This window comes from Microbacterium sp. PAMC21962, from assembly GCF_019443465.1.
Taxonomy (GTDB): domain Bacteria; phylum Actinomycetota; class Actinomycetes; order Actinomycetales; family Microbacteriaceae; genus Microbacterium; species Microbacterium hominis.
The window spans coordinates 1,359,793-1,372,299 of sequence record NZ_CP080381.1; the positions used below are offsets into that span (position 1 = coordinate 1,359,793).

The following is a 12,507-nucleotide window of genomic DNA, read 5'->3' on the forward strand; positions in this document are numbered from 1 at the left end:
TCCGTGAGCCCAGACGAAGGAGTCATCATGCCGACGTTCGCCGTGTCATACGCCTACGCGCCCGGCAGCGAGGAGACCCGCGCCGCGCACCGCCCGGCCCACCTCGCCTTCCTGCAGGGACTGCACCGTGCGGGCATCCTGTACATGAGCGGCCCGCTCGCCGATACCGACCCGAGCGCGCTGCTGATCCTCCAGGACACCGACCGCGACACGCTGAGCGCCCGCCTGGACGAGGACCCGTTCTTCACCGAGGGCCTCATCGCGCAGCGCACCGTCGCCGAGTGGAACGTGTTCTTCGATCCGCGGAACACGGTCTCCTGATGCGCACCGCCCGCACCGTCGCCCGCGGAACGCTCTCGTTCGACGAGATCGCCGAGCCGCAGCCGCGCGCCGGCCACGCCCGTGTGCGCATCCACGCCGTGAGCCTGTGCGGCACCGACCTGCACATCTTCGACGACGACTTCCCCACGCAGCTGCCCCTCGTGCAGGGGCACGAGATGTCGGGCACCGTGATCGACACCGACCCCGCCGCCGCATTCTCCCGCGGCGAGCGCGTCGCGATAGATCCGCTGGTCGCGTGCGGCGACTGCCCCGCCTGCCGGCGCGGGCGCTCTCACGTCTGCCCGCACCTGTCGGTGCGCGGATGCTACGAGGACGGCGGATTCGCCGAGGTCGTGAGCGTCCCGGTCGACCGACTGCACCGGGTGCCCGACGACCTCGCGCTGGATGCGGCGGCCCTCGGCGAACCGGCGTCGATCTCCCTGCAGGCCGTCGCACGCGCCGGAGCCCAGCCCGGCGAGACGGCGCTCGTCCTCGGATGCGGGCCGATCGGGCTGCTGGCGACGCTCGGACTGACCGAGCGCGGCGTGACCGTGGTCGCGGCCGACACCGACGCAGAGCGCATCTCGCTCGCGCGGGAGTTCGGCGCGGCTCACGCGCTCCGCGTGGCCGACGGGTTCCCCGACGACGAGCAGCGAGCGCTGCTGTCCGCCCTCACCGACGGCGCCGGACCCGATGTCGTCATCGAAGCGACGGGGGTGCCCGCGTCGCTGGAGAACGCCGTCCGCCTGATCGCGGCCGGCGGGCGCATCGTGCAGGTCGGGATCTCGCCCCGCCCCGCCCGCATCACGGTCAAAGACCTCACCGACAAGGAGATCGAGCTGCACGGCAGCCGCAACAGCCGCGGCCTGATCCCGGACGGTCTCGCGATGCTCGCGCGCCACCCCGCGGCCACCGCGGCGCTCCTCACCCACCGTTTCCCCTTCAGCGACCTCCCGGAGGCGTTCCGCACGATGGCCGACCCGTCCATTCCCACCGGCAAGATCCTCGTCCTGCTCTCTGCGGAGACGGAGGCCACGGCGTGAGCGGCGTCCTCGCGGGAGTCGAGCAGCTGCCGCCCGCCGTCGACGTGCTCGTGCTGGGCTCGGGGGCGGCCGGTCTGGTCGCGGCCCTGCGGGCGGCGGATGCCGGCGCCGTCGTCTGCGTCGCCGAGAAGGCCGACCGCCTGGGCGGCACCACGTGCGCCGGCGGCGGTGTCATCTGGGCCCCCGCCACCGACATCGCGGCCGCGGCGGGCTTCGCCGACAGCCCCCGCGCGGGGCGCGACTACCTCGCCGCCGCCTCCGGGCACGTCATGGATGCCGAGACGATCGAGTGGTACGTGGAGACGATCCGGGAGGCGATCGCCTATCTCGACACCGCGACGCGCGTCCGTCTCGCTCCCCTGGCCCGTCCCGACTATCGCGGCGAATGGCCGGGAGCGGCCGCGGGCGGACGCTCGCTGGACAACGAGCCGTTCGACCCCGCGCCCTTCCCCGGGCTCGCGGAGGCGCTTCGTCCGCCGTCCTACTTCCCGCTGCTGACGATGGCCGAGCGCGACGACCTGGACGGTCGGGCCGCCGATCCGACCCTGCTGGCCGACCGCGCCGCCCGCGGCGTGCGCACGATGGGAGGAGCCCTCGTCGGGTCTCTCGTCGCGAGTGCGCTGGACCGCGGCATCCGGGTGGTGCGCGGCGTCCGCGCCGACGGACTGGAACGTGCGGGCGACCGGTGGCGGGTCTCCTTCGCCGAGACGACCGTCACCGCCGGCGCGGTCGTGGTCGCGACCGGGGGCTTCGAGTGGAACGCGCACCTGCGGGCCGCCTTCCTCCCCTTCGACGTCACCCCGATCAGTGCCCCGTCGAACGAGGGCGACGGGCTCGAGCTGGGGTTGGCGCTCGGCGCCGCAGTCGCGGACATGACCGAGATCTGGGGCGTGCCGGTGCTCACCCCTCCGGAGCAGGTCTACGACGGCGCACCGTCGGGACGGATGGGCAACGTCGAGATGACGCTGCCGGGTTCGCTCACGGTCAACGCGGCCGGCGAGCGCTTCGTCAACGAGGCCCTCGCGTACGCCGACACGTGCCGCATGTTCGGCGACACCGATCCCGTGACCGGCCGGCCGCGCAACAGCCCGGCGTGGCTGGTGTTCGACGCGGCGTTCGCCCAGCGCTACCCGATCGCCGGGTCGGCGACGGGCGCGGCCCCGGACTGGGCGGTGACCGCGCCGTCGGTGCGCGAGCTCGGCATCGCCATCGGCGTCGATCCCGACGGGCTGGAGACGACGGTGGCCCGCTTCAACCGGGATGCCGCCACCGGCGTGGACACGGTGTTCGGACGGGGCGCGAGCGCCCAGGACCGGTTCCTCGGCGACGCGACGCACACCCCGAACCCGTGCCTCGCCCCCCTGTCCACACCGCCGTACGCCGCCGTCCCCGTGCGAGCCGGGGCGCTCGGCACCTCGGGAGGCCTCCTGACCGATCGCGACAGCCGCGTGCTCTCGTGGAGCGGAACCGCGATCGAGGGGCTGTTCGCCGCGGGCAACGTCTCCGCCGGGGTCTTCCGGGGCACCTATCCGGGAGGGGGTGCGACGCTCGGCTCCGCCGTGGCACGCGCCTTCGTCGCCGGTCCTGCGGCCGCGGCCGCGGCGCGCGCCGCGCGCACGCTCGTGGGGGCCGGGCGATGAGGGTCGCGCTCGTGGGAGCAGGCGCGATCGGGCGCACGCACGCCGACACGATCGCCGCGACCGCCGGGTTCGACCTCGCCGGCATCGCCGACCCGTTCGACGCGGCCGGGCCCGTCGCCGAGCGGTACGGGGCGCGGCACCACCGCGACCATCGGACGCTGATCGAGGCGGAACGACCCGACGCCGCCATCATCGGCACGCCGAACGAGCTGCACGTTCCCCAGGCGCTGGACTTCATCGCCGCGGGCATCCCCGTCCTCGTCGAGAAGCCGGTCGCCGTCGACCTGGCCGACGCCCTGACCCTCGTCGCGGCGTCCGATGCCGCCGACGTGCCGGTCCTCGTCGGGCATCACCGGCGCCATCATCCGGTCGCCGCGAGGGCGAAGCAGATCATCGCGGCCGGAACCCTGGGACGCCTCGTCGCCGTGAGCGTCACCTCGTTCCTCGCCAAGCCGGACGACTACTTCGACATCGCCTGGCACCGCACGGCCGGCACCGGCGGAACGTTCCTGATCAACCTGATCCACGAGATCGATCTGCTCCGCTACCTCGTCGGCGAGATCACCGCGGTGACGGCCCTCGCCTCCACCGCGACCCGCGGCCTGGAGGTCGAGGACACCGGCGCGCTCGCGTTCGCGTTCGACTCGGGGGCACTGGGCACCCTCATCGTCTCCGACACCGTCGCGGGGCCGTGGAGCTGGGATCTGACGGCCGGCGACTCGCCGCGCTTCCCCGCCCATCCGGTCGATTCGCACCGTGTCGGCGGCGTCGAGGCGTCGCTGACGCTGCCGACCCTGGAGGTGTGGCGCCACGACGGCGAGCGCACCTGGACGAACCGGATGCACCCGCAGCCCGCCGATCGGCGCGTCGAGGACGGCGACACGAGCCCATACGTCCGGCAGCTGCGCCATTTCGGCGAGGTCGTCGCACGCCGGACGGAGCCTCTCGTCAGTGCGCGCGAAGGCGCCCGAAACCTCGCGGTGATGGATGCCGTCGCGCGGGCCGTCGCGACCGGGACGACCGCGACGGTGCGCGCGGTGTGAGGCGCGCCGCTCAGTGCCCGCCGGGGACGTCGAAGGCGTGCGACACGATGAGGGCGGCGGCGGTGTCATCGCCGAAGGCGGCCAGCACCGCGGCAGCGTCCTCGGGGGCGGTCGCGGCAGTCGCGACCGCCCCGGAGAACACGGTGTCGATGGCGACGGCGGCGGGCAGGGCGCCGAGCAGACGCACTCCCCGCTCGCCGACGAGCTCGCTCGCCTGCTGGAAGCCGAGGTCGACGCGGCGTTCGCGCAGCAGGCGGGCGACGGGGATGCCGGGCGGCGCCTGGACGAGGCGATCGCGCAGCTCGTCGTCGAGTCCCAGTTCGGCGATCAGCGCCACGAGGGCCACCCCGCTCGGACCGGTCGAGTAGCCGATCCGCCGCGCCCCGCGCAGCGCGTCACGCAGCGCCGCGACGTCGTCGAAGGCGGGCCGACCGGTCGCGACGGCGACGGCATCCTCGGGTGCGGGGACGGCCACCGCCACGTGGGACAGCAGCAGCGGCGTCACCGTGTCGGCGCGCACATGGCCGTCCCGCGCGAGTGCGCGCAACGCGTCGTCCGCCAGGAACACGAGGTCGACCCTCTCCCCCGCCGCGACGCGGCGCCCGGCATCCACTCCGCCGACGGACTCGAGCTCCACGGCCGGCAGACCGGCCGCCTCCGCCGCGGCGGCGAGGTCGGCGAGCACGTGCCGGGTCGCCATCGACGAGATCGCCTTCACGCGGCATCCTCGAACGTCTCGGCATCCACCTCTGCCGCCCCGCGGTCGTTGTACCGCGCCCCCGCGACGGTCGCGGTGTCGATCAGCGCGCTCGCACGGTCGAGGATGTCGGGGGCGATGCGGAGGTCGGCCGCATCGAGGTTGTCGCGCAGATGGTCCGCACGCGTCGTCCCCGGGATCGCCACGACGTGCGGGCCGCGCGAGAGCACCCACGCCAGCGCGAGCTGGGCCGGCGTGTATCCGCTCTCGGCGGCGAGGCGCCGCCACGCCGGCAGGAGCGCGGCGTTGGCCGACCAGTTCTCTCCCTGGAAGCGGGGCATCGCGCGGCGGATGTCGCCGTCGGGCAGGAGGTCGGGGTCGCGGATCGCATCGGCGAGGAAGCCGCGAGCGACCGGCGAGAAGGCCACCAGGACGATCCCGTCCTCCTGTGTGGCCTGCAGCATCCCGAGCTCCGGGTTGCGGCTCCACAGCGAGTACTCGTTCTGCACCGCGGCGATGGGCGCCGCCTGCTGCGCTTCGCGCAGCCGCGCGACCGACACCTCCGACAGCCCGATGGCGCCGATCTTGCCGCTCGCGACGGCGCCGGCGAGGGCGTGCACGCTCTCCCCGATCGGCACCGATTTGTCCCACCGATGCAGGTAGTACAGGTCGATGTGATCGACCCCGAGCCGGCGCAGCGACGCATCCACCTGGGCGCGGAGGGTCTCGGGGCGTCCGTCGATCCGCTTCACGCCGTCGACGATCGCCATGCCCCCCTTGCTCGCCAGCAGCACCTCGTCGCGACGTCCCGCGATGGCGCGACCGACGAGCTCCTCGTTGCGTCCGCCGCCGTAGAGCGTCGCGGTGTCGAGGAAGGCGGCCCCGGCATCCAGCGCGCGCCGCACGAACGCGACGCCGTCCTCCACGGGCGGCGCGACCCCGTAGGCGTGGCTGAGCGGCATGCAGCCGAGACCGACGCGGGCGAGGGTCACGCGAGCTGCTCCTCGAGCATCCCCAGCACGCGATAGCAGTCGAACACCTGACGCAGCGACGAGTTCGGCTCGCGCCCCTCCCCGATCGCCGCGATGAACTCCCGGTCCTGCAGTTCGATGCCGTTCATGCTCACCGCGACGTGCGAGACGTCGATCGGCGTCTCGTTGCCGTCGACGAGATCGTCATAGCGGGCGACGTAGGTGCCGGTGTCGCCGATGTAGCGGAAGAAGGTGCCGAACGGCCCGTCGTTGTTGAACGAGAGCGACAGCGTGCAGATCGCGCCGGATTCCGCCTTGAGCTGGATCGACATGTCCATCGCGATCCCGAGCTCCGGGTGCAACGGCCCCTGGATCGCGTGGGCCTGCACGATCCTGCCCGCCTGATAGCCGAACAGATCCACCGTATGGGCCGCATGATGCCACAGGAGGTGGTCGGTCCAGCTGCGCGGCTCGCCCTTCGCGTTGGTGTTCGTGCGCCGGAAGAAGTAGGTCTGCACGTCCATCTGCTGGATGTCGTACGCCCCGGCGGCGATCCGCTGGTGGATCCACTGGTGCGACGGGTTGAAGCGCCGCGTGTGCCCCACCATCGACACCCGGTCCGAGGCGAGCGCCGCCGCGAGCGTCTCCTCGGCATCGGCCAACGAGTCGGCGAGCGGGATCTCGACCTGGACGTGCTTGCCGGCCGCCAGCACCGCCTGCGTCTGCGCCGCGTGCAGACCCGTGGGGGTGGCGAGGATGACGGCGTCGACGTCGTCGCGCTCCAGCACGGCGTCCAGGCCGGTCACGGCCGTGGCGACGTCGTACTGACGCGCGACCGCCTCGGTCGCCCCGGGGTCGGTGCCGCTGACGACCGTGACCTCGGCGTCGGGGATGTTCATGAGGCCGTCGAGGTGCTTCCTCCCGAAGGCGCCGGCGGCACCCACGACGGCGATACGGATCTTCTCGGTGCTCACGCGGGTACCTCTTCGACGGGACGGCTCTCGCTCTGAGACAGTACCGGTGCGGGCGCCGTCGGGTTCGAGATGACGAGGTGGCCGACGGCGGTGTTGGATGCCGGGACGTGGTAGAACCGGTGCTGCACGTCCGGCGCACCGCCGCCGAACTGGTCATCCATCGCGCCGCGCGCGATGAGCCAGTCGACGAGCTCGATGCCCTCCGACCCCGCCTCGTCGACGTACTCCATGTGCGACCACTCCGTCAGACCCAGCGGGTCGGCGATGAGGTGGTCGAGGAAGGCGTTGTCCCATTCCTCGTTGATCAGCCCTGCGCGCGGGCCCTGCAGCTGGTGGCTCATGCCGCCGGTGCCCCAGATCTGCACGTTCAGCGGCTCACCGTCCCACTTGTCCAGGGCGCGGCGGATGGCCTTGCCCAGCTCGTAGCACCGGCGCCCGGACGGCACCGGGTACTGGACGACGTTGACCGGCAGCGGGATGACGCGGCACGGCCACTCGTCGACGTCGCCGAAGACGAGCGACAGCGGGACGGTCAGGCCGTGGTCGACGACCATCTCGTTGACGAGGGTGAGGTCGAAATCGTCCTGGATGACCGACTGGGCGATGTGCGCGGCGAGCTCGGGATAGCCCTTCACGTCGGGCACCGGCCGGGGGCCGTAGCCCTCGTCCGCCACCGGATAGTGGGCGCCGGTGCCGAGCACGAAGGTCGGGATGATGTTCGAGTCGAACGCGGTGGCGTGGTCGTTGTACACCAGGATGATCACGTCGGGCGTGTTCTCCTTCGCCCAGCGCCGCGTCCACTCGTACCCGGCGAACACCTTCTTCCAGTACGGCTCCTCGGTCTTGCCGTGGTCCATGGCCGCACCGATCGCCGGGACGTGGGAGGTGAACAGGGCCGAGGTGAACCTCGCGGGCGCGTCCTCGCGCATCGTCTCGGCCTTCTCGGTCGACGGCGGCGTCCACCCGTCGAGATCCTTCAGCCGCGCCCCCTCGGGGCGCCGGCCGCCGCCGACCATCATGTCGCGGTAGGCCGCTTCGCTCATGCCGGTCATCGAGCCGGCCATCTGCTGGAAGCTCATGCCGTGCGTGGCGCCGATCTTGCTGAGGAAGTAGATGTTGCCGCCCTCGGCCATCATCGCGTTGAGGTCGAGGTCGAGCACGGCCTGGCGCTGGGCGGGCGACAGCGGCCACTCGTCGAGGTACGCCTCGCGGTCGGCGAGGTAGCGCTCGCGGTTCTCGGGCTTCATCAGCGACATGGAGAACTGGTTGAGGTGATAACCCTTGCGCGCCTGATCGGCGTCGAAGATGATCGTGCCGGGGATCTTCTGGTAGGGCTTGTCGAGTGCCATGTCATGCTCCTTCGCGTGAGAGTTCGGGCCAGTAGAGCCGCAGCGGGTTGTCGACGAGCAGCTTGCGCTGCAGCTCGGCGGTGGTCGCGATCTGCGGGATGTAGTCGACCAGCAGTCCGTCGTCGGGCATGTGGTCCTTCAGGTTGGGATGGGGCCAGTCGGTGCCCCACAGCACGCGGTCGGGGAACTCCTCGACGACGCGACGGGCGAAGGGGACGACATCGGTGTAGGCGTACTGCTCGCCGTCGAGGGCACGGGGGCCGGTGACGCTCAGCCGCTCCGGGCAGCTGACCTTCGTCCACACGTTGGCGTTCTCGCGCAGAAAGCGCAGGAACAGCCCGAACTCCTCGCCGTCGACGTCCTTCGTGACATCGGGGCGGCCCATGTGGTCGACGACGACGTCCGTCGGGATGGCGCTGAAGAAGTCGTACAGGTCCGGGAGGTCCTGGGCTTCGAAGTAGATCACCACATGCCACCCCCACGGCGCGACCTTCTCGACGATGCGCGAGAGCGCGTCGGTGGGAACGGTGTCGACGAGCCGCTTGACGAAGTTGAAGCGCACGCCGCGCACGCCCGCGGCGTGCAGGGCGGCGAGCTCGTCGTCGCCGACGTCGGCCCGCACCGTCGCGACACCGCGCGCCCGGTCGCCGGCCCGCTCGAGCGCGTCGACGAGAGCACGGTTGTCGGCACCGTGGCAGGTGGCCTGGACGATGACGTTGCGCGCGAAACCGAGGTGGTCGCGCAGGGCGAAGAGCTGATCGGCCGAGGCGTCGCACGGGGTGTACTTGCGCTGCGGCGCGTACGGGAACTGCGCACCGGGGCCGAACACGTGGCAGTGCGCGTCGACGGCACCGGCGGGCAGGACGAAGGCGGGGGTGCGGGGACCGTCGAACCAGTCGAGCCAGCCGGGGGTCTTCTCGAACCCGCCGGTGGTCTGTCCGTGCCGCACGGCCGCGTCGGATGCCGTCATCTCTCAGTCCTCCACGTATTCCAGGCCGGCCGCGGCCAGCGGCTCGCGCATCCCGTACAGGTCGAGCCCCAGGACGCCGTCGCGGAACCGCTGCCGCTTGCTCTCCTCGTTGGCCTCGCGGGCGGCCGCGGCGTCGGCCACCGCGCCGACCAGCGCCCGCGGGACGACGACGACGCCGTCGACGTCCGCGACGATGACGTCGCCCGGATTGACGAGGGCGTTGGCGACGACCACCGGGACGTTGACGGAGCCCAGCGTCGCCTTCACGGTGCCCTTCGCGTTGATGGCGCGGGAGAAGACCGGGAAGTCCATCCGCTCGAGGTCGGCGACGTCGCGCACGCCGCCGTCGATCACCAGGCCCGCGCAGCCGCGGGCGGCGAGCGAGGTCGCCAGCAGCTCGCCGAAGAACCCGTCCTCGCTCTCGGTGGTGCAGCCGGCGGCGATGACGTCACCGGGCCGCACCTGCTCGGCCGCGACGTGGAACATCCAGTTGTCGCCCGGTTGCAGCAACACGGTGACCGCCGGACCGCACAGCGTCGCGCCCGTGTAGACGGGGCGGATGTAGGGGCGCAGCAGCCCGACCCGCCCCATCGCCTCGTGGACGGTCGCGACGCCGAAGTGCGAGAGCCGCTCGACGTCGGCGGGATCGGGGCGGTCGATGACGGTGCGGACCAGTCCGAGATCGTTCAGACGCATGGGGTGCCTTTCAGAGACCGCGGGCCGCGAGGGCCCGATCGATGCGGGGGTAGACGCGACGCGCGTTGCCCTCGAAGACCTGCTCCCGCTGCGGCGCGGTCAGGGTGGGCGTGGCATCCACGTAGCGCCGGGTGTCGTCGAAGTAGTGGCCCGTGCGCGGGTCGACGTCGCGGACGGCGCCGATCATCTCGCTCGCGAAGAGGATGTTCTCGGTCGGCACGACGCGGGTGAGCAGGTCGATGCCGGGCTGGTGGTAGACGCACGTGTCGAACAGCACGTTGCCGAGGAGGTGCTCCTCGAGCTCGGGCTTGCCCAGCGCCATGGCGAGGCCCCGGAAACGGCCCCAGTGATAGGGCACGGCGCCGCCGCCGTGCGGGATCACGAAGGTGAGGTCGGGGAAGTCGCGGAAGAGGTCGCCCTTCAGCAGCTGCATGAACGCCGTCGTGTCGGCGCCCAGGTAGTGGTCCCCGGTCGTGTGGAACTGGGGCTTGCACGACGTGGACACGTGGATCATCGCCGGGATCTCGAACTCGACGAGCTTCTCGTACAGCGGATACCAGGAGCGGTCGGTGAGCGGCGGCGCGTTCCACCGTCCGCCCGACGGATCGGGATTGAGGTTGACGGTCACCGCGCCGAGCTCTTCCACGGCCCGGGTGAGCTCGTCGATCGTCGTCGCCGGGTCGACGCCGGGTGACTGCGGCAGCATGGCCCCCATCAGGAACCGGTCGGGGAAGAGGGCGCTCACGCGTGCGCAGAGGTCGTTGCAGATGCGCGCCCACGTGGCGCTCACCGTCGCGTCGCCGATGTGGTGCGCCATGAACGACGCCCGCGGGCTGAACACCGTGACGTCGCTGCCGCGCTCGTCCATGAGCCGCAGCTGGTTCGCCTCGATCGTCTCGCGGATGTCGTCGTCGGAGATCCGCAGCGCGGCCGGGTCCGGCTCCGCCCCCTCGCCGGCCGCGAAGGCGATCTGCAGGTCGCGCCAGGCGCCCAGCTGTGCCGGTGCCGTCGTGTAGTGGCCGTGGATGTCGATGATCAACGCTGGTCCTCGCCGTTCGGATGTTGCCTTACAGCGACGGTAGTCAGCGCCGTCACTGCGGTCCAATAGATTCTGCGTAAGACATCTATCGATATCCTCTATAGATGTCGCTTCCCGATCTGAACCAGTTGCGCACGTTCGTCGTGCTGTACGAGCTGCGCAGTCTGACGGCCACCGCCGACCGGCTGCACGTGACGCAGCCGACGGTCAGCTACACGCTCGCCCGCCTGCGCGAGCGCTTCGGCGATGTGCTCTTCCGACGCGAGGCGAACGCGATGGTGCCCACCGCGCGTGCGACCGCGTTGTTCGCGCCGCTGCACGAGGCACTGGCGCAGATCGACGCGGCCGTGAGCGAGGCCGACGTGTTCGATCCGGCATCCTTCAGCGGAGAACTGGCATTGGGACTCACCTCGATCGGTGAGCAGACGTTCCTGCCGCCGATCATGGCGAGCCTCGAGCGGGCCGCCGCTCATCCGCGGCTGCGCGTGGAGCGCGTCGACGCCGACCACGTCGAGCACGAGCTGGTGCGGGGCACCGTCGATGTCGCCATCTCCGTCTCGCACCTCGTGAGCGCGCGGCTGTGGCGCTCGCGGGTGCGCAGCGTCGAGTACGTCGCCCTCTCCTCGCACGCCCACCCGCTCCCCGAGACGGGTGCGGACATGTTCGCCGGGCGACGCTTCGTGCAGGTCTCCTCGCGCGGCGGGCACATCTTCCCCGAGCAGTCGCTGGCCGAGCAGGGCCTGATCGACCAGGTCGCGCTCAGCGTCGTCGAGTACGCCACCGTCCCGGCGGTGCTCTCCGCCACCGACCTCGTCGTGCTGCTGCCCCGACACGTCGCCGAGGTCTTCTGCGGCTGGTTCCCCGAGCTGCGGATCGCCGAGTTGCCGTGGCCTGCGCAGAGCTCCCCGGTCGCCCTCTACAGCCGGCGCGAGGCGAGCCTCACGCCCGCGCAGCGCTGGTTCCGCTCACTCGTGCTCACCGCCGTGACCTCCGGCGAGTACGAGCCGGGTCACCCCGCAGAGCCCGACCGGCGACCGCTCGAGGACTAGACGGCCCGCCCCCGGTTCCAGCTGGATTTGGCCGGGCTCAGCGGACTGCGCACGTGGATCGCCCAGGTGGAGTGGGGATGGATGGTGAGGATGGCCCGCTGCCACCAGGACCGTTTCTCCTCCAACAGGTGGGGCAGCACGGCATCCTTGTCGAGGTCGTCCTCCGGCCGCGGACGCAGCGCCTTCCACACGAGTTGCACCTCCGGAGCTCCCGTGGGGATGCCGTCCAGGTCGAGGATCGCCGCATCCCACGGCAGCTGCAGGCGCGAGTCGCGACGGTACAACCACGCCCGGTCCGAGCCGTCCTCCACGTTGAGTCGCACCAGCCACTGTCCACGCGCGTCGTCGTGCACGAGCACCCGCTGCACGTCCGCATCCGCGGCGATCCGCTCCCACGGCACGAACTCGCCCTCCTCGCCCGACACCCACACGCTGTGGCCGTCGGGAAGCGCGGCGATCAGGGCCGGGAGCTCGCGCGCCGTCGTGCTCGCGTCGAGGTTCGTGCGCGGGCGAATGGTCTCTCCCAGCCAGCGGTCGAGTGCCGCCCCGCCCGAGAGCCACCACCGCGCGGACGTCTGCGCGAGCACGTCCGCCACCCGCTCGGGCGACGAGGTCGCCCATGCGGTCGCGGGCGTGGGTTGCGGCTGAGACACGTGCCGGCGACAGGATTCGAACCTGAAACCCCCGCACGACGGGAGCCACCTCTGGGCCGGGC

General features: G+C 71.8%; 13 protein-coding genes. 5 read left to right on the top strand and 8 right to left on the bottom strand.

Features of this window, described 5'->3' with window-relative positions:
- The first annotated feature begins 3 nt into the window (after positions 1-3).
- From KY498_RS06545 to KY498_RS06560, 4 genes are read left to right on the top strand one after another with little or no spacing between them, the layout of a single operon-like run.
- Positions 4-321 (top strand): YciI family protein, encoded by a 318-nt coding sequence (locus tag KY498_RS06545; protein ID WP_258186441.1) that lies wholly within the window; start codon positions 4-6, stop codon positions 319-321.
- On the top strand, positions 321-1,364 hold the full coding sequence (locus KY498_RS06550; protein ID WP_191008203.1) for an alcohol dehydrogenase catalytic domain-containing protein: 1,044 nt from the start codon (positions 321-323) through the stop codon (positions 1,362-1,364). Before KY498_RS06545 ends, KY498_RS06550 begins: the two co-directional genes overlap by 1 nt.
- A complete protein-coding gene (locus tag KY498_RS06555; RefSeq protein ID WP_191008202.1) occupies positions 1,361-3,004 on the top strand; it encodes an FAD-dependent oxidoreductase in 1,644 nt (547 codons plus the stop codon). The genes KY498_RS06550 and KY498_RS06555 overlap by 4 nt, the downstream gene beginning before the upstream one ends.
- 11 nt (positions 3,005-3,015) lie before the next feature.
- A complete protein-coding gene (locus tag KY498_RS06560) occupies positions 3,016-4,047 on the top strand; it encodes a Gfo/Idh/MocA family protein (RefSeq protein WP_191008201.1) in 1,032 nt (343 codons plus the stop codon).
- A 10-nt stretch (positions 4,048-4,057) separates the two neighbouring features.
- Here the strand turns inward: KY498_RS06560 and KY498_RS06565 are convergent, their stop codons facing one another.
- From KY498_RS06565 to KY498_RS06595, 7 genes are read right to left on the bottom strand one after another with little or no spacing between them, the layout of a single operon-like run.
- Positions 4,058-4,765: a substrate-binding domain-containing protein gene (locus KY498_RS06565; protein ID WP_101305857.1), complete on the bottom strand. Its 708-nt coding sequence runs from the start codon at positions 4,763-4,765 to the stop codon at positions 4,058-4,060.
- Entirely contained in the window at positions 4,762-5,736 is a 975-nt protein-coding gene (locus KY498_RS06570) for an aldo/keto reductase (protein ID WP_223848869.1), read from the bottom strand. Before KY498_RS06570 ends, KY498_RS06565 begins: the two co-directional genes overlap by 4 nt.
- Positions 5,733-6,689, bottom strand: coding sequence for a Gfo/Idh/MocA family oxidoreductase (locus KY498_RS06575; RefSeq protein ID WP_205282505.1), 957 nt, complete (start codon positions 6,687-6,689; stop codon positions 5,733-5,735). Before KY498_RS06575 ends, KY498_RS06570 begins: the two co-directional genes overlap by 4 nt.
- On the bottom strand, positions 6,686-8,038 hold the full coding sequence (locus KY498_RS06580; protein ID WP_060959871.1) for a protocatechuate 4,5-dioxygenase subunit alpha/beta: 1,353 nt from the start codon (positions 8,036-8,038) through the stop codon (positions 6,686-6,688). The genes KY498_RS06575 and KY498_RS06580 overlap by 4 nt, the downstream gene beginning before the upstream one ends.
- A gap of 1 nt (position 8,039) precedes the next feature.
- Positions 8,040-9,008: an amidohydrolase family protein gene (locus KY498_RS06585; RefSeq protein WP_191008200.1), complete on the bottom strand. Its 969-nt coding sequence runs from the start codon at positions 9,006-9,008 to the stop codon at positions 8,040-8,042.
- A 3-nt stretch (positions 9,009-9,011) separates the two neighbouring features.
- On the bottom strand, positions 9,012-9,704 hold the full coding sequence (ligK, locus tag KY498_RS06590) for a 4-carboxy-4-hydroxy-2-oxoadipate aldolase/oxaloacetate decarboxylase (protein WP_060959873.1): 693 nt from the start codon (positions 9,702-9,704) through the stop codon (positions 9,012-9,014).
- 10 nt (positions 9,705-9,714) lie between these two features.
- The gene (locus KY498_RS06595) at positions 9,715-10,743 is read right to left on the bottom strand and encodes an amidohydrolase family protein (RefSeq protein WP_191008199.1); all 1,029 of its coding nucleotides are present in this window, start codon (positions 10,741-10,743) and stop codon (positions 9,715-9,717) included.
- Positions 10,744-10,847: 104 nt separating this feature from the next.
- Here KY498_RS06595 and KY498_RS06600 point away from each other — a divergent pair, with 104 nt between their 5' ends.
- Positions 10,848-11,792 (top strand): LysR family transcriptional regulator, encoded by a 945-nt coding sequence (locus KY498_RS06600; protein ID WP_191008198.1) that lies wholly within the window; start codon positions 10,848-10,850, stop codon positions 11,790-11,792.
- Here KY498_RS06600 and KY498_RS06605 read toward each other — a convergent pair.
- On the bottom strand, positions 11,789-12,445 hold the full coding sequence (locus KY498_RS06605) for a nucleotidyltransferase domain-containing protein (RefSeq protein WP_223848868.1): 657 nt from the start codon (positions 12,443-12,445) through the stop codon (positions 11,789-11,791). The genes KY498_RS06600 and KY498_RS06605 overlap by 4 nt on opposite strands.
- Positions 12,446-12,507: the final 62 nt, after the last annotated feature.

Coding starts and splice junctions, on each gene's coding strand:
- KY498_RS06585 (WP_191008200.1), bottom strand. CDS start 9,008: ATGACGGCATCCGACGCGGCCGTGCGGCACGGACAGACCACCGGCGGG.
- KY498_RS06600 (WP_191008198.1), top strand. CDS start 10,848: ATGTCGCTTCCCGATCTGAACCAGTTGCGCACGTTCGTCGTGCTGTAC.
- KY498_RS06580 (WP_060959871.1), bottom strand. CDS start 8,038: ATGGCACTCGACAAGCCCTACCAGAAGATCCCCGGCACGATCATCTTC.
- KY498_RS06550 (WP_191008203.1), top strand. CDS start 321: ATGCGCACCGCCCGCACCGTCGCCCGCGGAACGCTCTCGTTCGACGAG.
- ligK (WP_060959873.1), bottom strand. CDS start 9,704: ATGCGTCTGAACGATCTCGGACTGGTCCGCACCGTCATCGACCGCCCC.